An 18748-nucleotide genomic window follows, 5' to 3' on the forward strand; every position below is an offset into this window, starting at 1 on the left:
GAACACGAATCAGGCAAGCTTGAAGCCGGACACCGAACCTTTCAGTTCGCGTGCCAGACCGGTCAGCTGGCCGATGGATTCGGCGGTCTGCTTGGTACCTTCCGTCGTCTGGTCAGTCACTGTCAGAATGTGCTGCATGTTGTTAGCCACTTGTTCCGCCATCTGGGTCTGCTCTTTGGTCGATAGCGAAATCGAATCAATCAGGGTCGCCAGGTTTTTCGACACGCTGCCGATTTCTTGCAGGGCCTGACCTGCCGCATCAGACAGACGCGCCCCTTCCACCACACCCTGGGTAGAAATTTCCATCGCGGCAACCGCATCCTGGGTATCGGTCTGAATGGTCTTCACAATGGCAGAAATCTGTTTGGTCGCTTCGGCAGAACGTTCCGCCAGTCGCTGCACCTCTTCCGCCACCACGGTAAACCCGCGCCCCGCCTCACCGGCTGAGGCCGCCTGAATCGCGGCGTTCAGCGCCAGTACGTTGGTCTGTTCGGTAATGTCAGAAATCAGTTCCACGATCTCGCCAATCTCTTGCGAGCTCTCACCCAGCCGTTTGATCCGCTTGGAGGTTTCCTGGATCTGCTCGCGAATCTCGTTCATGCCCTTGATGGAGTTCTGCACCGCATCGGCGCCTTTTTCGGCCGCTCCCAGCGACATCTGCGCCACACGGGCAGACTCAGATGCGTTGGTCGCCACATTCTGGATGGACTCCGCCATGTAGCGCACAGACACGTTGGTATCCATGATTTCGTCGGCCTGGGCTTCGGTCGCCTGCAGCAGGCGCTCGGAAATCGAACGGGCATCCTGGGAGGCCACCGCCACTTGATCGGTCGCCCGGTTGATACCGGTAATCAGGTTACGCAGTTCATCAATCGTATAGTTCATGGAGTCGGCAATCGCGCCGGTCAGGTCTTCCGTCACCGATGCACGCACCGTCAGGTCGCCATCGGCCAGATCCGACATCTCGTTCAGCAGGCGCAAAATCGCCTCCTGGTTACGTTTGTTTTCTGCTTCAGTCTGCTCCGCACGTTGCTGGATTTCACGGCTGTAGGCCAGACCAAACATCACCAGCCCCAACAGCGCCAGCGCCACGCTGGCAAACTTGCCAACGGTCAGCGCCAGGTTGGTACTCTCGCTACGGTAGATTTCGGTCAGTTCGCCCAGCCGCTTCAACAGGGACTCCGAATCCACAAACACCCCCTGAGAAGCCAGCTTGGCATTGACCAGGTTCTGCATGTTTTTAGAAAACAGGGTCACCGATGCTTCAAACGGCTGGAACACGCGCTTGATGTCGTTCAGTTTCTCGACGATGTCCGGGTTGGTCGCTGCGGTCAGGTGCAGGTCTTCATTCCCGGAGATCAGGCCTTCCAGCGTATCGCGGAAGGTGTTGGTATCCTTGCCCAGCATGAACACGATTTCGGGGCTGATGGTCGGTTCGGCCAGCATGGCGTTGGCGTTTTTGGACATCCGCTGGGTCAGCATCACCTGCTGGTTGGCCAGGCCAAGAATCCGGTTATCCGCACCGTTTTCCTGCATCAGGGCAACCAGCTGCTGGGACAGTTCCAGCAGTTCGGTATCCGAGGTGTTGATGTAGGACACGGACTGGGTCATCTGGCGCAATACTTTTTTCTCGCCAATGATGGTAGACACGTTCGGACGGTTGGATGGTGCAAACGAGCGCTTCCAGATATCGTCGATTTCTCTCAGTTTGACCTGGGCCACTTCCGGAGACGCTGGGGCCAGGTCAGACTGGTCCGGCAGGCAACTGCCGCCATTGATCAGCTTATCCAGCTCACAGGCAAAGTCTTTGTAAGCCTGGTCCAGCTGGTCAAAGGCCATCGGGTTGCCTTTGGTGGATTCGGACGCCGACACCGCCAGACGCTGCGACAGCATCTGCATTTCGGTCGACGTGGTCAGAAAGTTGGCGTAATGCGCAGAACGGCTGCCTTCATAGGTCGCAACGCCCACAAAACCGGCCAGCCCGACAATCATCAAAATCAGGGATCCGCCCTGTTTGCCACCCGGCAGCCGTGCCAGCAAGCCTGCATTGGCCGCATCGCTTTTGGGCTTGATCAGGCTATCCATAATGGAGGTCGTGCTCATGGGCTCAAACTTGATCTTCCCCTTCTCTTTCGAGCCAGAAGCAGAACGATGGAACAGGGTTTTGATTTTTTCTAGATTGAGCTTCATATACGCCCCTTGTTTACTGCATTGTATTTTTATGAAAGGCTGCTACCACTGGCCATTTCAGCTTATTGGAAACGGCTCACCTGCAAAAATTCAGGCTGGCGGATCAGTTGTGCCAGATGCAATTGCTGCCAGACCGTTTGCTGTTCATCCACAAAGCGGGTTCCAAACCATGGCGAGTTCGCATCTTCATCCGTCGCCAGCGGCTGCAACACCCCCACCTGACGCAAACCGATAATCTGGTCCACCATCAGGGCCGCGTTATCCAGCAGTCGTGGCTGGATCAATAACAGGCGGTTGGCCGGGCGAGGCTGGACGGGTGTTCCGTGCAGAAAGTGCGCCAGATCGGTCACGCTGTATAGCGTACCCCGGATGTTGGTCAGTCCCCGATACCAGTCGTGAGTCAAGGCGACTGGCAGAATGGGCGGAACAGAGATGACTTCACTGACCTGTGTCAGGTCAATCAGGTAATGCTGCTGGCCGACCCGCACCCCCAGGCTGGACAAACTCACTTGCCCGGCCGTGGCGGATTGCAGTCGCTGGGATACCCGCTCCTGAAACTCCCTGAGGCTGATGCGCTTGGCCATTTAGCTCAGCGCCGCAATCTTGGACAGCAGTTCAGCCTGGTCAACCGGTTTTACCAGATAGTCTCTTGCGCCCTGGCGCAGACCCCAGATCTTGTCGGTTTCCTGACCTTTGCTGGTACACATGAAAATCGGAATATGTTTGGTTGCTTCGTCACGGCTGATCTGGCGCGTTGCCTGAAAACCGTTCAGCCCTGGCATGACCACATCCATCAGGATCAGGTCAGGCATGATTTCTCGGGCTTGCTGGACGGCCTGTTCGCCACTTTCCAGCATGACAACCTGATAACCGTTGCGGGAGAGGATTTCTCCAAGGAAATGTCGTTCAGTTGGTGAATCATCGACAATCAGGATCTTCTTTATGGACATATTATTGCACCCTTACTGATGACTTGAAACGAGGCGTGAAGCACGCTCTGCAACCACATTAAGCAAACTGTCTTTGGTAAACGGCTTGGTCAGGTATTCGTCCGACCCTACCATTCTGCCCCTGGCACGATCAAACAGACCGTCCTTGGAAGACAGCATCACTACCGGTGTTGCATGATAACGCGGATTTTTCTTGATCAACGAACACGTCTGGTACCCGTCGAGCCTTGGCATCATCACATCGACAAAGATGATATCCGGCAGATAATCGGTGATTTTGGCCAGCGCATCAAATCCGTCTTCTGCCAGGATCACTTCGCATCCGGCCTGTTTGAGAAAGATCTCTGCACTGCGGCGAATGGTATTGCTATCATCAATCACCATTACCTTGATGCCATTCAGGTTTTGTGCACTGGTCACAATGCCCCCTTGGTTGATAGTACGGCCATCATTTCTTGTTCTTGCAAGCCAAACATAGCGGATAGCCCTCCCGCTAAGCAAATGGCATTTTATGGAAAAACCCGTGAAACGCAAAGCCGGATTTGGTAAAACCAGTCACAAAAACCGTGAATTGTTCTTTATACACAGTTTTCGTTTTTTCCCCAACCACTACGCTTTGGCATTTCATCCAGGGTCAACCGGATTTCAGCATCCCTCTGAGTACTTGCCACTGCCGGCGGCTTACCGGCAGATGCATGCCGTTTTTCAGTACGGCCTGCCAGTGGGGCTCGCCATCCACCTCACCAGTACGCTCGAAACCGTGCAACTGGGCGGATGACACCAGGCAATTGCGATGGATGCGAACAAACCGCTCCGGGAAGTCATGCTCAAGCTGTGTCAGCGCCCCCTCCAGCAGATACTCCTTGTCTTCAGTCACCACGGTGATGTACTTGAGCTCGGCCTTCATATACAGGATGTCATCCAGCGGCACGAGAATCACGCGGCCACGTTCGATCACCGACAAGAAGCTGCCGTGCGCCAGCGGAGCCGCCGCATCCTGCAGAACGGGCTTGATGCGCCTCAGCGCCTCCAGCAAGCGGTTTAGCCGCACGGGCTTCAGAATATAATCGGTGGCGGCCAGCTCGAAGGCCTTGATGGCATAATCATCATAGGCGGTGGAAAAAATCACGGCCGGCGGATGCGGCAAGTCGGACAAGCGCTTTGCCAGTTCAAGACCGTCCATTTCCGGCATGTGGATATCCACCAGCACCACATCCACCACTTGGGTTTTCAAGGCCTGCAAGGCAGAAAACCCGTTGTCCGCCTCCCCCGCGCAGACCACCGGCAACTCCTGGTGGCAGTCTTCAAGCAGCTGCTTCATGCGCGTACGGGCCAGCGCTTCATCATCTACCACAAACACCCTTAAAGGACTGGTCATTTAACCTCCTTCTGGTAAGGCATGCGGATCATGACCTGATAATAGTCATGTCCGGGTTGCACTGCCAATTCTGCATCCACATCAAAGTGCAGCAGCAAACGCTCCCGGATATTGGACATGGCCATTTTGTTACCCGCATGATGCGAACCTTCGCCAATGTAGGTATTGCGAATCTGGATAAATACCTCATTACCCTTTTGATAGATATTAATCCCGATCATGCCGGGCTGAATACTCGGTTCAATGCCATGGTACACCGCATTTTCCAGCAATGGCTGCAAAATCAGTGGTGGAATCATCGCGTCTTCGGGCATCTTGTCGATATGCCAGGTCAGTTGCAAACGCTCCCCCAGGCGCACCTGTTCAATTTCCAGATACTGGCGGGCCAGTTCGACTTCTTTTGCCAGCGGCACCAGTTGCCGGTTGTCTGCCATCAGGACCCGGAAGAGGTCCGCCAGGTTCTCCAGAATGCGCTCTGCCCGCCTGGGCTCTACCCGGATCAGACTGATGACGGCATTTAAGCTGTTAAAGAGAAAATGAGGGCGAATGCGGGCCTGCAAGGCCTGCAACCTGGCCTCGGTGACCGCGGGTGACAAAGACTGCTGACGCAAACGGAAGTATATCGCCAGCATAAAAACAGCCACGCCGACCGTCAGCATCAGCCGCTGCAACTCGAACAGGCTTGTGCTGGCCCACTTGGCCACCGTCAGGGCGCACAGCTCCGTCCACAGAAACACCAATGCCAGCCCCAGCGGGTACGACAGGCGCGCCAACACTTTTTGCAACAGGGACAGCCCCAGCAGCGTGGTAATCAGTACCGGTGCCATGATGGCCAGCAAATCGCTATACACGCCAGCCAGTTCAAACCAGGAGGGGGTTTTGTAGAGTGCAATCAGAAAGCAGACCAGCAAAACACCCAGCAAAATGCGCAGCAATACGCCAAGCTGGGTAAAGTTTGGCAGGCTCGGGGGTTGGGCTTTTTGCTTTATAATGTGCATGTGTTTTGAACTACCCCATCAGGTGCATATTTTGTACCCTTCAGGACAGATTGGTCCTTAAAGCAGGTTTGCTTTAAAATACTGATACTAAATGACAGTTGCTGCTTTCAACAAGGAAAATGACAATGCAATCCTCTGCCGACAAATTATGGTCAGGTCGCTTTAACGAACCGGTGACCGAACTGGTCAAACGCTATACGGCTTCGGTTGATTTTGACAAACGTCTGGCAGAGTTTGATATCCAGGGCTCTCTGGCACATGCCGGCATGCTCAACAAAGTAGGCATTTTGTCTGCAGAAGACCTGGCCGCCATTCGCCAGGGCATGGCAGACATTCTGGACGACATTCGTGCCGGTGCCTTTGAATGGTCGCTGGATCTGGAAGATGTTCACATGAACATCGAACGCCGCCTGACCGACAAGATCGGCGATGCCGGCAAGCGCCTGCATACCGGCCGTTCGCGTAATGACCAGGTCGCTACCGACATCCGTCTGTGGCTGCGTCATACCATTGACCTGCACCTGAACGAAGTACGCGCCTTGCAAACCAGCATTCTGGAACTGGCCGAGCAGCATACCGACACCGTCATGCCGGGCTTTACCCATTTACAGGTTGCCCAGCCGGTCACCTTTGGCCACCACTTGCTGGCTTACTTCGAGATGCTGCAACGTGATGCCGAGCGTCTGGCCGACTGTCGCAAGCGGGTTAACCGCCTGCCGTTGGGCTCTGCTGCACTGGCCGGCACCAGCTACCCGATTGACCGCCACTACGTGGCCGAACAGCTGGGCTTTGAAGCCGTGACGGAAAACTCGCTGGACTCAGTTTCTGACCGTGACTTTGCCATCGAATACACCGCGGCGGCGGCCTTGATCATGACCCATTTGTCCCGCCTGTCTGAAGAACTGATCCTGTGGATGAGCCCGCGCTTCGGGTTCATTGATCTGGCCGACCGCTTCTGCACCGGCAGCTCCATCATGCCGCAAAAGAAAAACCCGGACGTACCCGAGCTGGTGCGCGGCAAGACCGGCCGTGTCAATGGCCACCTGATGGCGCTGCTGACCCTTATGAAAGGCCAGCCACTGGCTTACAACAAGGACAACCAGGAAGACAAGGAACCATTGTTTGACACCGCGGATACGCTGTCGATGACGCTGGCCATTTATGCCGACATGATGCGCGGCGTCAAGGTAAAACCGGATGCCATGCGCAATGCCGTCCTGCAAGGCTTTGCCACTGCGACGGATCTGGCCGACTACCTGGTGAAACAGGGCCTGCCGTTCCGGGACGCGCACGAAGTGGTGGCCCTGGCGGTTCGACATGCGGAAAAAGCCGGTTGCGATCTGGCCGATCTGTCGCTGGAAACGCTGCGCACATTCTCTGAACTGATCGACGACAAGGTCTTTGCCGTACTGACCCCGGAAGGTTCGCTGGCCAGCCGTGACCATATCGGCGGCACTGCACCCAATCAGGTCAGACAAGCCATTGTGCGCGCCCGGCAACGTATCCAGAACACGTAATTTTGTTGCCATAGACTACCGACTCTCCGGACGGGGCACTGCCACCGACCCGTCCGGATGCCAGCCCAGAGACATCTCGTCTTGCAAGTAAAGCAACCGTGAGTGACCTGCATGCCAGGGGTCGCGCCCAGCCTCTCCGGCAGCCAGTGCAGGCATGACTGTAGATCCGCATGCCTCCGGCAAAACAGGCGCAGATGTTACCCCTCGCCATTTGGCAATCCATCTTATGCTGCTACACAAAACAGGCATTCATCAGCATTTCCGGTCATCTGGAAAGGTTTCAGGTATTATTCCTGCATGAATTGTGCATATTACTCACATGACACATCCCTCCAGAGCGGAATGGAGTAAGGATAGTGAACTCTCCCTTGTCTCATCAATCGATGGCCGGTAACGAGTTTCGCCGGTGGATGCCTGCGTTGCTGTCTATTGGTCTGGCAGCGGACGCCTATGCCATCTGGCACCTGACGATACCGGCCATGATTTATATGGTGGCTAGCTGCCTGGTGGTAGCATGGGTATATGGACAATGGTTACAGCAAAAAACACGACAACTGCTGACAAAGTTTAACCGGCAGTTAAGCGAATCAACTCCGGACGGCCCTGCGGCATCAGCCCGGATGCCGGATGCATCTCCCCAGCCCCGTCACCTTGAGGCCGCCTTCCAGCACGCCTTGCAGCAGGCCCGCCTGCAAACCGATTTTGCTTGCGCCGAGATGGACGCCGAATATCAGCAGTTGCGGCAGGAAATGGCACAACGCTCCCAGACGCTAGAATACCTGACACGTTTCCAGCGACTGCTGTCCAGCTGTTTTAGCGAACTGACCTTGACCCCCGTGCAGGAGATCGACAAGGCACTGGTGCAAACCATGTCCCAGATTGGCACCTTCATGCACGTAGAACGCGTGTCCCTGTTCCAGTTTGATGACCAGCACAATACCGTACGCTACACCCATGAATGGGTGGCGGATGGCCATCCATCCAGTATTCAGGATCTGGAGGTCATGAACCCGGATTCTTTTCCGTGGTGGTTCCGCACCATCCGCCAGGGCATGATGATCATTGAGAACGTCAACGACCTGCCGGCAGAAGCTTCCATAGAGAAAACCGTGTTGCAGGCACATGGCATCAAAAGTCTGGTGGCCTTGCCACTGTTTCATAATGAAGGGTTGATCGGTTACATCACCTACGACGCCCTCAGCAACTACCGGGACTGGCAAGAAGAAGAACTGACCCTGCTGAATCTGGCCAATACGCTGTTTGTCGGGAGCATTGTCAATGTACGGCGCTACCGTGACTTGCAGCAGGCACAGGAGCGCCTGGAGCAGACCAACCGGTCCCTGGAGGCTTTGTCGAGAACCGATGCGTTGACCGGACTGGCCAACCGCCGCTATTTTGACGAGATCAGAGCGATCGAATTCCGCCGCGCACTGCGTAGCGGCCAGCCTTTCAGCCTGATCCTGTGTGATCTGGATCATTTCAAACGCTATAACGATACGCTGGGTCACGTGGCCGGAGACGAGGCCATCCGGCAGTTTGCCCACTGCATGCAGCGGGTATTCACGCGTAGCGGGGACCTGTCCGCCCGTGTCGGCGGGGAAGAGTTTGCCGTCTTGCTGCCCAACACGGCGCAAGCCCAGGCCGTCAATCTGGCCGAGCAACTGAAAAACCGGCTCTGGCAACTACAACTGACGCACCCCTCCTCGCCCACGGCTGACCGGCTAACCACCAGCATCGGGGTCGTCACCCTGCATCCGGACATGCATGCCAATATTGATGCCCTGTACAGCTCGGCCGACAGGGCACTTTACGAGGCCAAGGCGCTCGGGAGAAACCGGGTGGTATCCGGTAGTAGCTAAGTCGTGTAATGGCTCAGGCGATGCGGACTGGAAACCGGTAAATGCGCTTTTCGGTCAGCAAGGCATCCAGGCGGATATCCCAGGGCTCTGATGGCAGTTGTGCCACCCGCTGGCATTCAAAGGCAACCCCAAGCAGCCATGGGGAACGCCTGCGCGTCAGGCGACGGACTTGCAAAGAGGTGTCATAAAAGCCGCCCCCCATGCCCAGGCGAAAGCCTTGGGCATCCACCCCCATCAAGGGCACCAGAATCACGTCCAGCTTTTCTGCACGGCATCGCTCCGGGTGTTTGCTCTCCGGAATGCCAAAACGGTTGTGATACCAGCGAGAATGTTCGTCGACCCTGGTAAACCAGAGACGGCGTCCATGTCTGGGTACAACGGGCATGAAACAGGCTTTGCCTGCACGGGCCAGACCGCACAACAATGGCAGCGGATCAAATTCGTCCGCCATCGGCCAGTACAAACCAACCCGCTGCGCCTTTTGCAGACGAGGCAAGCGTTGCACAAACGTTAGTGCACGCGCGGCAGCATAGCGCCGGTCAGCAGGGGACAGTTGTCTGCGCAGCGTACGAATTTGCCGCCGGATCGCCAGTTTTTGTTCAGCATGGTTAAGCGTGGTATCAGACATATGGTCATTCATGATCATGCGCTGTCTTGACTGGGTACTACCCGTATCGGGCAGTACCAAAGGCAAACTGACCCTGAAGGTCAGTTTTTAGAGGGATCCCCGCAAATGCCGCCGGTTTCTAGTCTTGAACCTAAGGTTCAAGGGGCCGCCTCACCGGTGCTTAAGGCATATTCGCGAAGAATTGCACACCACACCGAATCTCTGGCAACCGTTCAAAATATATTGGTTCAAAGATATCGAACCCAAACGAACACCGCAGGGATAAACCGGAAATTCTATAACTTCAGAACAATGAAGACTGTTCAGCAAGCGTCTTTTCAATCAACCCTTGCATACGTCCCATTCTACGCTTGAAATCACCAATGTCAAAATCTGGCGACACTTTCAAATGCAAAAATTCATGCGTAATGTTGAGCGCTGCCATCACGGCAATGCGATCAATACCGACGATTTTACCAGAATCGCGGATTTCACGCATCCTGGCATCCAGATAGGCGACGGCTTCCAGCAAGCCGGCTTCTTCTTCTGCCGGGCACGCCACCCGAAAATCACGTCCCATGATGCTAACGTCAAGGCCCTTGATTTCACTACTCATTACGCATCCTCAGGCAAACGGGACAAAAGCTGCTCCAGCCGGTCTGTAGCAGCCGTGATTTTCTGTTGCAGCACGAGATTGCTCTCTTTTTCTGCCTGCAACTGCGAAAGCAAATCGCGATTCTCTCCCCTGATCTGCTGACACAGGTTAGCTAACGCGACAATTCGCTCTTCTAATTGAATTAATTCTGCTTCCATCGTTTCACTATAAATGGAAAAAACCAATGCCGTCAAGGCTTAAGCCATGAAACTGCAAGTAAAATCATATTGATGCCTATCCGGCTCGCATCGCGCAGCCGGCTGGCCGGACGCCACCTACGCGGCGACCGTCAGGGCCGGTTTGCGGCGTAGCGCATAGGCTGCCGTCACATGGTTACCCGGTGGATGGAAGGTTACCTGCTGGCAAAGCGACCTGACCAATGCGATCCCTTTGCCGGAATGTTTCACATCCTGCAGCACATTGGCAGAAGGCTGCTGCGACACATCGAACCCGGGGCCAGAGTCACGCACATCGATCTGCAGGTATGGCTGACCACCCTCATGCTTTACGGCCAAATCGAGGCAAATACGACCTTCTTGCATTGCATACAAGCGGTCGGCCCGCTCGTCAAAATAGTCATCCATGCCGCCAGCCGACTCTTTAAGTGCCGAGTCCAGCTGCAACAAGCCGTGATCCAGCGCATTGGCAAACAGCTCGGTCAGGATCAGGAAAATCTCAGACCGTTGGCGGCGGGTAATCTCCATCTGGTCCAGCACATGGATTAGCAGCGGAATGGCATTGACCCGTTTGAGTTCGCTCGCCCCAAGCTCAAGCGAGAACGTCCAGCCTGCCACACTTTTCTCTGCGGCATACTCGTCCGTGTACTGGGACTGCAGGTGCATCCGGTCTGCGACTTCCCGCTGGCAGTTCAGCACCACCAGCGAGATATCATCGTGATGAGCCCTGCCTTGCAGGTGATCGACAATCGAATCCTGAATGGCCGTGGTTTCCTGCCCGCTCTGTGCAGATGCGAAGGCGGTCAGCAGGCGCTCCTGTCCATACAGCATGTTGCCTTCACCTTCGGCTTCTACCAAGCCATCCGAATACATGAGCACCCGGATATCTTCGGTAATGGACATCGCCTCTACCTTGGAGTCGAACATGGATTCAGACAGGATGCCGAGCGGCAGGTGTTTGGAACTAAACTCCTGTAATACCTTGCCTTGCTGGTTCAGGACATAGACTTTGGGAATGCCGCCGTTCCAGACCTCCAGACGGTTGGTGATCATGTCGACCGACACCAGCACGGCAGAAATAAACCGGTCTCTTGGCAGCAGTTGCCGGACCTTGGAATTGATTTCCCGGGCGATCTCGACAATCGAAAAGCCCTTGGCTGTCATGGTGTAAAACGGTTGGGTCACCGGCAGGACGTTCAGAGAAGCTGTCAGACCGTGACCCACGCCATCGGCCAGCATCACATACAAGACATCGCCCGGTGTTCTGGCAGCGGCCAGCAAGTCACCGGAGAGGTATTCGGCAGCCGACGTCCAGTAGGACAAAAACGGGTCTGCCAGTTTGTCACCGTTGACGATACGCCCCATCAGGTGCTTGGCCACCCGCAATTCTTCACGGGAGCGGTCCTGGTAGCGGGCCAGTTCGGCAGATTGTTCGTGCACGCGTTTGTTCAGGCTGACGCTACGCTCGAAGGCGCTGAGTTTGGCACGCAGGATCGGGAAATTGACGGGTTTGGTCAGATAGTCATCACCGCCGCCCGACAGGGCTGCCACCAGATCAGCCTCGTTATCCAGCGCGGTCAGAAAGATGACTGGAATCCAGCGCTCATCACGAATTCGCTTGATCTCGCGCGCGGTTTCGATGCCGTCCATGCCAGGCATGACCATGTCCATCAGGACAATATCCGGGTTGGCTTCAGCCAGACAGGCGATCGCCTCTTCTCCGCTTGAAGCTTCTACAACACGATGCTCACAGGATTCCAGAAAGCGCCTTAACAGCATCCGGATCATGCGGTCATCGTCAACCACCAGTATGGTCATTGGCACATGCGAGATTTGCACAAACCGTCCTTATTCCATCGTAAAAAGTTTGCTGAAATTGGCAATGTCCAACACTTGACGGGCGGTCCCGGAGCAGTTGGCCAACGCCACCTGCTTGCTGGCTGCGTCTGCCTTTTCTTTCAGCAGCATCAGCATGCCCAATGCAGAACTGTCGATATAGTCCACGCCATGGAAATCCAGCGTCAGTTTCCTGACCACCGATTCAGCTATGGCCTTGTCGATGATTTCCCGGAAGACCCGGTGAGAATTAAAATCAAACCTGCCTGTCAGCACGATGACGGCGACGGCACCATTGACGGTATAGTTTGCCTGCATAGTAGGCACTCTCCTGTAAATTGCATATTGGCCAGAACAGCTAACCTGTCATCAATATAGCGTATAAACGCCATCAGACCAAATGCATATCATTCCCATCGTGTACAACGCTGTCCAGCCCTTATACCCGGTTATGTTTACCCAGGCGTGATACCTGTGCCAGCACGCGTTCCGACATTTTGGACAAAGGCACGATCTCGTCTGCACCGCCCAGGGCGATGGCCTCTTTAGGCATGCCAAACACCACGCAACTGGCTTCATCCTGTGCCAGGTTATACGCGCCGGCCTGCTTCATTTCCAGCATACCCTGCGCGCCGTCCTTGCCCATGCCGGTCAGGATCACGCCAATGATGTTCGGTCCGGCCACATTGGCACCCGACCGGAACAGAACGTCCACACTGGGCCGGTGCCGGTTGACGGGAGGGCCCTGGTTCAGCTCGATGACATAATTGGACCCGCTGCGCGACAGCAGCATGTGCGAATGCCCGGGAGCAATATAGGCGTGCCCGGGCATGACCCGTTCGCCGTGCTCTGCTTCTTTGACCTCGATCTTGCACAGGCTGTTCAGCCGGGCCGCAAATGATTTGGTAAACATCTCCGGCATGTGCTGGGTGACCAGAATGGCTGGCGTGTCTGGCGGCATGGGCATCAGAAACTCGCGCAAGGCTTCGGTTCCGCCCGTGGATGCGCCAACCAGAATCAGCTTTTCAGTAGAGAACATTTTGGTACGTACACTCGGCAGGATACTGTCTGCCGTCAGTTTTGGACTCACGTCTACCACGCGCGACTTGACACTCGCACGTGCAGCCGCCCGTATTTTTTCCTGAATCTCATCTGCAAATGCTTCCATACCGTTAACAATGTCAATCTTGGGTTTGGCAATAAAATCGATAGCCCCCAGTTCCAGCGCTTTCAGAGTGACGTCAGAACTGCGCTCTGTCAGTGTTGAAATCATCAGGACAGGCATGGGCCGCAGGCGCATCAGTTTTTCGAGAAAATCGAGACCATCCATCTTGGGCATCTCGATATCCAGCGTAATCACGTCCGGATTGGTGTTGCGAATCACCTCGCGGGCCGCATACGGGTCCGCTGCCGTGCCAACCACCGTCAGGTCCGGGGCACGGTTGATGATTTCTGTCAGCAAGCTTCTGATCAGTGCCGAATCATCGACAACGACCACCTTGATTTTACCCATTCAATCCTCTGCCAGATCAGAACAGTTCGACCTGTCCATCCACTTTGCCATAATTGATGCGCATGCTGTAATCGCGCTCGCGCTGCACAATGGTGTTGTTGTGTACCGTTTTCAGTTTGCGCACCAGCACCCGCCCGGTCTTCGGAAAGAAGTACACTTTGCGCGGATAAATGTCGAGCAAGTCTTCCGCAACGATCGGGATGTTCTCGAGCGCCAGGAAGTTATGCACAAACTCTGAGTTACGCTGCCCGACATTAGAGATGGTAAAGCCGCGCAACACATTGCCACCCCCAAATACCTTGGCTTCCAGCTGGTGTCGTTTAGCACCATTCTTGAGCAACTGGTTGATGAGAATTTCCATGGCATACGTGCCATAGCGGGCCGACGTGGACAAGGGGCTGTCCGCATCGGCATTGGCATCGGGCAGCATGAAATGGTTCATCCCGCCCACACCGGTGATACGGTCCCGGATGCAGGCTGACACACAGGATCCGAGCACGGTGACAATCAGCATGTCGCGGGTGGTGACGTAATATTCCCCCGGCAATATCTTCGCCGCTTCGGTCTCAAACCGTTTGTCATAATATAGCGTCGGCGCAAGAATGTCTTCTTTTGGCGAAGCCATCCCTTACCCTTTCAGCCGATAAACCGTTTTGCCACAGGGCGTATAAATGTCCGCCACATGACTGAGGTGCTCGGAGTGGCCGACAAACAGCAAGCCGTCCTTGCGCAGCAAGGGAGCAAATTTTTCCAGCATCTTGCGCTGGGTCGGCTTGTCAAAATAGATCATGACGTTGCGGCAGAAAATCGCGTCAAATGGCCCGCGAATGGGCCAGCTGTTGTCGAGCAGATTGATTTGCCGGTAGGTAATCAGTTTTTGCAACTCTGGCCGCACCCGGGCAAACCCTTCTTGGGCACCGGCCCCTTTCAGGAAGTAGCGCCGGATTCTGTCGGGTGACATTTTTTCGACTTTATCCATGCTGTAGACGCCTTCACGGGCTTTGGACAGCACATTGGTATCCAGGTCACTGGCCAGAATGGCAGCATTAGGCGATGCCGACTGGAAATGTTCCATCAGGGTGATGGCCAGTGAGTAGGGTTCTTCGCCGGTACTGGCTGCATTGCACCAGATATTGATCTGGTGGCCGTCGCGTCCGACCTGGGCCAGATGCTGTTTCAGGATGTCAAAGTGATGGGACTCACGAAAAAAAGACGTCAGGTTGGTGGTCAGTGCGTTGGTAAACTCTTCCCATTCCGGTGAGTTCGGCTGACTTTGCAGCATGTCCAGATAACTGCGGAACGTGGAAATCTGGTTCATCCGCAAGCGTCTGGCCAGCCGGCTGTAGACCATCTGTTTCTTGCTGTCTGCCAGAGAAATACCCGCCCGCTGGTAAATTGCCTTGCGGACCAATTCAAAATCCTGGTCGGTAAACTGGAACTCTCTGTGTAAATCATCGCTAGACATAGTCACGCTCTTTATCTGAATACTTGTTTTAAGTGTAGCTTGGTGCTGGCACTTTTGCCGTCTTTGCCCGCTACATGTCTAGAAACTATCCCATTCATCCTCAGAACCTGTCCAGTGCGGCGTGGGCTGACGGCCCAGCGCAGGGGCTATCCCCTTGGCCGACACAGGATACGGCTTAGACGCAGAGCCATGCAACTGGAAGCGCCCGACCAGCCCGGCCAGGGTCACGGCCTGCTCTTGCAGGCTGACAGCCGCGGCGGTCGCTTCTTCTACCAGCGCAGCATTTTGCTGGGTAGCCGTATCCATTTGGGTCACGGCTTCGCTCACCTGCTGGATACCTGCACTCTGCTCGGCAGAGGCATGGGAGATCTCTCGCATGATGTCTGTCACATGTTTGACCGAGGCGACAATTTCATGCATGGTTTCCCCGGCCTGATTGACCTGTCTGGCACCGGCATTGGTACGCTCAACGGTGTCATTGATCAGTGCCTTGATTTCTTTGGCGGCTGCAGCCGAGCGCTGTGCCAGCGTACGTACCTCGGTGGCCACCACGGCAAAGCCTTTGCCCTGCTCGCCGGCACGGGCGGCTTCTACGGCGGCATTCAGCGCCAGAATATTGGTCTGGAAGGCAATGCCGTCAATCACGCCAATGATATCCACAATCTTTTTGGCCGATTTGTTCATGTCATCCATGGTCACCACCACTTCAGAAACTACCTCGCCCCCTTTGACGGCAATATTGGATGCCCCTTGGGCCAGCAGATTGGCCTCACGCGCGTTGTCTGCGTTCTGTTTAACGGTGCCGGTCAATTCTTCCATGCTGGCCGCTGTATCTTCGATATTGGCAGCCTGGCGCTCGGTGCGGTGGCTAAGTTCCTGGTTACCACTGGCAATTTCACGTGCTGCAGTATTGATGGTATCGGTCGAGATACGAATCTGGCTGACGATATCACTCAACTGATCGATGGTGGTATTACAGTCATCTTTCAGCTTGGCCAGCATGCCGGTAAAGTCGCTTTCCATGCGATGGGTCAGGTCCCCTTTGGCCAGAGAACCCAGTACTTCGCCAAGTTCGCGCAACGCACGCTCGGTGGATTCCAGCAGGGTATTCATGGATTCGGACAAGATCAGAAAGAAACCGTCCTTGTTATCCAGCCGGATGCGCTGGCTGTAATCCCCCTGACGGGCCGCCTGGATGACACCGCTGACCTCGGCCTGCACCAGCAGCAGATCCGTCTGGTCCAGCCATTCGCCAATGGTGCCGATCAGGACGTTTTCATCATCAAACACGGGAGTGGTCTTGACCTCGAACGTCCGTCCGCCAATGTCCATGGTGGTCGAGCGATCGGCTTTCAGTGTCCGCAGCACTTGGCGCACAGCCTCCGGATTATCATAGAACCGGGTAATGTCCATGCCGACAAAGCCGGAAGCCTGGAAGTCCGGAATCCGTTGGCGGATGCTGTTTTCCAGTTGCGCGACGGTTCGTTTCAACTTGTTGTTGGCGTACACCACCATGCCGTCAATATCGGTAATACGGACATTGGAGGTCACCGAGTCCAGCGCCCTGCGCACGCGCGCATTTTCCAGCGCCTGCTGTTGTGCTTCTTTCAGGGTGGTCTGCATCACTTGCAGATTGGCCAGCAGACTGTCTTTGTCGTTAGCCTTTACCGGAATCGCGCTGTCCAGATCACCGGCTGCCACCTTGGCAACCACATGGACTGCCTCACGCACATCGCCACCCAGACTGGCGGTGATATAGCGTGCAATCTGGACACCCAGCCAGACCAGCCCCAGCAAAATGAGACTGCCGACAATCCCCAACAAAATGGTACGGGAGTAGATGACGTCCCGGGCATTTTTCTCGTCGGCCGCAACGCGGGCATTGGCCAGCTGGACAACCTGGTCAATCCGGGCACGATGCTGCAGGTACAGTGCACGCAACCTGGGTAAGGTGGCCTGCGCCAGGGGCAGATCACCGCGCTGCAACGCCGGGATATAGACTTGGTCTCTTACATCAAGAAACGCTTTTCCAGACTGGTAGGCATCCACAACGAACGCCGCCTTCAGTCCGCCTTCTTGCAGGGCTTGGCGCCAGTATTCCTCGCGCGCCTCATAATCCTTGCGAAGCGCACGACTTTTCTCGATCAGCGGCGCGCGGTCGGATGCCGGCACAATCGACATTTCCAGCGCCACTTGCCATGCTTCCAGCAGATACGCAGGTGGCGGCAGGATATCGGCCACCAGATCCTTGCCCTGGATCACCTGCCCGTAGATGGGCCCGCCTACCTCCACATGCCGGAGTGTCGTACCGACCATCCCTCCCAGAATCAGGAGGCCAACACAAAAACTGCCGATCAACAACCATAGCTGGCGAAAAATGGATAAGCGGTGTAACCAGTGACGAGTCCCTGCCTGCTGCTTCATGGTGTGAATATCCTGTTTTTTTATTTATCCAGCGTTTGCCGGCACAACACGCCTGTCCGGCAAACGGGTACATCCAGTGTTAAAACTCTTCCCATTCATTTTCTTCACCGGCCAGGCCAGACAACGTGGACGGCAAGGATACGGGTGACTCATTCGTTTTCTCGATGGCTTGCTTCAAGGCCCGGATGGCATTTACGGTGTTGTTCGAGTTACGGAAAAAATCTCCGCCCAGCAAGCGTTGCGCCTGGTCTGTATGACCGGCATCCACCGCCTCTACAATGGCACCGACGCTCTGATGGAAAGCGGCATGGTGCTGACGCAGTTTCACATATTCGTCCTTGCGGTTGAATTGGGTCGCATCTCCATAAATCCAGCGGCCAAGGTCACACTGATTGTCTTTGCAAACTGTGCTGGCATCCAGTTTTTCGGAGGATTTGCCTTTGATGTAATCCATCAGCCGGCCTTTCCATTTCACGTGGGCCGTGATGGCGTCGTCAAAAGAAAAGGCTTGGTATTTCCTGGTTGTTGCCAGCTGGGTTGTATGGCCGATACTGACCCGTGGCTGCACGGCCACGGTATTCAAGCCGGACAAACGGAAGGCAGCAACTGCCATGGCCAGGCTTTGTGCCTGCTCTTCCAGGCTCTCGGCCGCTGCCGCTGCCTGCTCTACCAGCGCAGCGTTCTGCTGGGTTGCATCGTCCATCTGCGTAATGGTGGTATTCACTTGCTCGATACCTGCACTCTGCTCCGTGCTGGCCGCAGAAATCTCGCTCATGATGTCGGTCACCCGTTTCACCGCCGTCACGATTTCTTGCATGGTATGACCCGCCTGATCTACCTGGTTGGCACCTTCCTGGGTTTTCTCGACCGAGTCATTGATCAGGCCCTTGATCTCTTTGGCGGCCGCCGCTGAACGCTGCGCCAATGTCCGCACCTCGCTCGCCACCACCGCAAAGCCACGGCCTTGCTCGCCGGCCCGGGCGGCTTCCACCGCGGCATTCAAGGCCAGAATGTTGGTCTGGAAAGCAATGCCGTCGATCACGCTGATGATGTCGACAATCTTTTTAGAGGCATTGTTGATGTCTTCCATGGTCTGGACAACCTGACCCACCACCACGCCGCCCTTGACGGCAATATCGGATGCGCCACGTGCCAGCTGGTTGGCCTGACGGGCGTTATC

At 55.5% G+C, this 18748-nt stretch carries 18 protein-coding genes and 1 other RNA gene; 2 read left to right on the forward strand and 17 right to left on the reverse strand.

What is annotated here, in order from left to right; genetic code table 11:
• Window positions 1–9: 9 nt before the first annotated feature.
• The 6 genes from F552_RS0108620 to F552_RS0108650 form a co-directional block, all read right to left on the reverse strand.
• Entirely contained in the window at window positions 10–2190 is a 2181-nt protein-coding gene (locus F552_RS0108620; RefSeq protein WP_018151335.1) for a methyl-accepting chemotaxis protein, read from the reverse strand.
• A gap of 62 nt (window positions 2191–2252) precedes the next feature.
• On the reverse strand, window positions 2253–2774 hold the full coding sequence (locus F552_RS0108625; RefSeq protein WP_018151336.1) for a chemotaxis protein CheW: 522 nt from the start codon (window positions 2772–2774) through the stop codon (window positions 2253–2255).
• On the reverse strand, window positions 2775–3140 hold the full coding sequence (locus F552_RS0108630; RefSeq protein ID WP_018151337.1) for a response regulator: 366 nt from the start codon (window positions 3138–3140) through the stop codon (window positions 2775–2777).
• 12 nt (window positions 3141–3152) lie between these two features.
• Window positions 3153–3560 (reverse strand): response regulator, encoded by a 408-nt coding sequence (locus F552_RS0108635; protein ID WP_018151338.1) that lies wholly within the window; start codon window positions 3558–3560, stop codon window positions 3153–3155.
• A gap of 214 nt (window positions 3561–3774) precedes the next feature.
• Complete coding sequence (locus F552_RS0108645; protein ID WP_018151340.1) at window positions 3775–4518, reverse strand: LytR/AlgR family response regulator transcription factor; 744 nt, start codon at window positions 4516–4518, stop codon at window positions 3775–3777.
• A complete protein-coding gene (locus F552_RS0108650) occupies window positions 4515–5516 on the reverse strand; it encodes a sensor histidine kinase (RefSeq protein WP_018151341.1) in 1002 nt (333 codons plus the stop codon). Before F552_RS0108650 ends, F552_RS0108645 begins: the two co-directional genes overlap by 4 nt.
• 125 nt (window positions 5517–5641) lie before the next feature.
• On the opposite strand from F552_RS0108650, the gene argH reads away from it, so the two are divergent.
• Together argH and F552_RS0108660 are read left to right on the forward strand one after the other, a co-directional pair.
• Entirely contained in the window at window positions 5642–7033 is a 1392-nt protein-coding gene (argH, locus tag F552_RS0108655) for an argininosuccinate lyase (RefSeq protein WP_018151342.1), read from the forward strand.
• Window positions 7034–7389: 356 nt separating this feature from the next.
• Window positions 7390–8892: a sensor domain-containing diguanylate cyclase gene (locus F552_RS0108660; protein WP_156802264.1), complete on the forward strand. Its 1503-nt coding sequence runs from the start codon at window positions 7390–7392 to the stop codon at window positions 8890–8892.
• Window positions 8893–8905: 13 nt separating this feature from the next.
• Here F552_RS0108660 and F552_RS0108665 read toward each other — a convergent pair whose 3' ends face one another.
• The 11 genes from F552_RS0108665 to F552_RS20360 all read right to left on the reverse strand — a co-directional run.
• On the reverse strand, window positions 8906–9520 hold the full coding sequence (locus tag F552_RS0108665; RefSeq protein WP_033375084.1) for a 5-formyltetrahydrofolate cyclo-ligase: 615 nt from the start codon (window positions 9518–9520) through the stop codon (window positions 8906–8908).
• A 92-nt stretch (window positions 9521–9612) separates the two neighbouring features.
• Window positions 9613–9785: non-coding RNA, 6S RNA (gene ssrS / locus F552_RS20355), on the reverse strand.
• An 18-nt stretch (window positions 9786–9803) separates the two neighbouring features.
• Entirely contained in the window at window positions 9804–10115 is a 312-nt protein-coding gene (locus tag F552_RS0108675) for a cell division protein ZapA (RefSeq protein WP_018151345.1), read from the reverse strand.
• A complete protein-coding gene (locus F552_RS0108680) occupies window positions 10115–10348 on the reverse strand; it encodes a hypothetical protein (protein WP_018151346.1) in 234 nt (77 codons plus the stop codon). Before F552_RS0108680 ends, F552_RS0108675 begins: the two co-directional genes overlap by 1 nt.
• 81 nt (window positions 10349–10429) lie before the next feature.
• Window positions 10430–12169, reverse strand: coding sequence for a SpoIIE family protein phosphatase (locus F552_RS0108685; protein ID WP_156802265.1), 1740 nt, complete (start codon window positions 12167–12169; stop codon window positions 10430–10432).
• A gap of 9 nt (window positions 12170–12178) precedes the next feature.
• Window positions 12179–12484, reverse strand: a complete 306-nt coding sequence (locus tag F552_RS0108690) for an STAS domain-containing protein (protein ID WP_018151348.1) — start codon at window positions 12482–12484, stop codon at window positions 12179–12181.
• Window positions 12485–12605: 121 nt separating this feature from the next.
• Window positions 12606–13679, reverse strand: coding sequence for a protein-glutamate methylesterase/protein-glutamine glutaminase (locus F552_RS0108695; protein WP_018151349.1), 1074 nt, complete (start codon window positions 13677–13679; stop codon window positions 12606–12608).
• Window positions 13680–13695: 16 nt separating this feature from the next.
• Window positions 13696–14304, reverse strand: a complete 609-nt coding sequence (cheD, locus tag F552_RS0108700) for a chemoreceptor glutamine deamidase CheD (protein WP_018151350.1) — start codon at window positions 14302–14304, stop codon at window positions 13696–13698.
• A 3-nt stretch (window positions 14305–14307) separates the two neighbouring features.
• The gene (locus F552_RS0108705) at window positions 14308–15144 is read right to left on the reverse strand and encodes a CheR family methyltransferase (protein ID WP_018151351.1); all 837 of its coding nucleotides are present in this window, start codon (window positions 15142–15144) and stop codon (window positions 14308–14310) included.
• A gap of 78 nt (window positions 15145–15222) precedes the next feature.
• Window positions 15223–17568 carry a methyl-accepting chemotaxis protein gene (locus F552_RS21035; protein ID WP_018151352.1) on the reverse strand — a complete coding sequence of 782 codons (2346 nt, stop codon included), beginning with the start codon at window positions 17566–17568 and terminating at the stop codon, window positions 15223–15225.
• 79 nt (window positions 17569–17647) lie between these two features.
• On the reverse strand, window positions 17648–18748 hold a 1101-nt coding region (locus F552_RS20360), incomplete at its 5' end, for a methyl-accepting chemotaxis protein (RefSeq protein WP_018151353.1).

The organism is Leeia oryzae DSM 17879 (assembly GCF_000376945.1).
GTDB classification, from domain to species: Bacteria; Pseudomonadota; Gammaproteobacteria; order Burkholderiales; family Leeiaceae; genus Leeia; species Leeia oryzae.

Excerpts from the sequence above, each read along its gene's own strand:
- argH (WP_018151342.1), top strand. The coding sequence starts at position 5,642 with ATGCAATCCTCTGCCGACAAATTATGGTCAGGTCGCTTTAACGAACCG.
- F552_RS0108690 (WP_018151348.1), bottom strand. The coding sequence starts at position 12,484 with ATGCAGGCAAACTATACCGTCAATGGTGCCGTCGCCGTCATCGTGCTG.
- cheD (WP_018151350.1), bottom strand. The coding sequence starts at position 14,304 with ATGGCTTCGCCAAAAGAAGACATTCTTGCGCCGACGCTATATTATGAC.
- F552_RS0108665 (WP_033375084.1), bottom strand. The coding sequence starts at position 9,520 with ATGTCTGATACCACGCTTAACCATGCTGAACAAAAACTGGCGATCCGG.
- F552_RS0108695 (WP_018151349.1), bottom strand. The coding sequence starts at position 13,679 with ATGGGTAAAATCAAGGTGGTCGTTGTCGATGATTCGGCACTGATCAGA.
- F552_RS0108625 (WP_018151336.1), bottom strand. The coding sequence starts at position 2,774 with ATGGCCAAGCGCATCAGCCTCAGGGAGTTTCAGGAGCGGGTATCCCAG.
- F552_RS21035 (WP_018151352.1), bottom strand. The coding sequence starts at position 17,568 with ATGAAGCAGCAGGCAGGGACTCGTCACTGGTTACACCGCTTATCCATT.
- F552_RS0108620 (WP_018151335.1), bottom strand. The coding sequence starts at position 2,190 with ATGAAGCTCAATCTAGAAAAAATCAAAACCCTGTTCCATCGTTCTGCT.
- F552_RS0108630 (WP_018151337.1), bottom strand. The coding sequence starts at position 3,140 with ATGTCCATAAAGAAGATCCTGATTGTCGATGATTCACCAACTGAACGA.
- F552_RS0108675 (WP_018151345.1), bottom strand. The coding sequence starts at position 10,115 with ATGAGTAGTGAAATCAAGGGCCTTGACGTTAGCATCATGGGACGTGAT.
- F552_RS0108705 (WP_018151351.1), bottom strand. The coding sequence starts at position 15,144 with ATGTCTAGCGATGATTTACACAGAGAGTTCCAGTTTACCGACCAGGAT.
- F552_RS0108650 (WP_018151341.1), bottom strand. The coding sequence starts at position 5,516 with ATGCACATTATAAAGCAAAAAGCCCAACCCCCGAGCCTGCCAAACTTT.
- F552_RS0108645 (WP_018151340.1), bottom strand. The coding sequence starts at position 4,518 with ATGACCAGTCCTTTAAGGGTGTTTGTGGTAGATGATGAAGCGCTGGCC.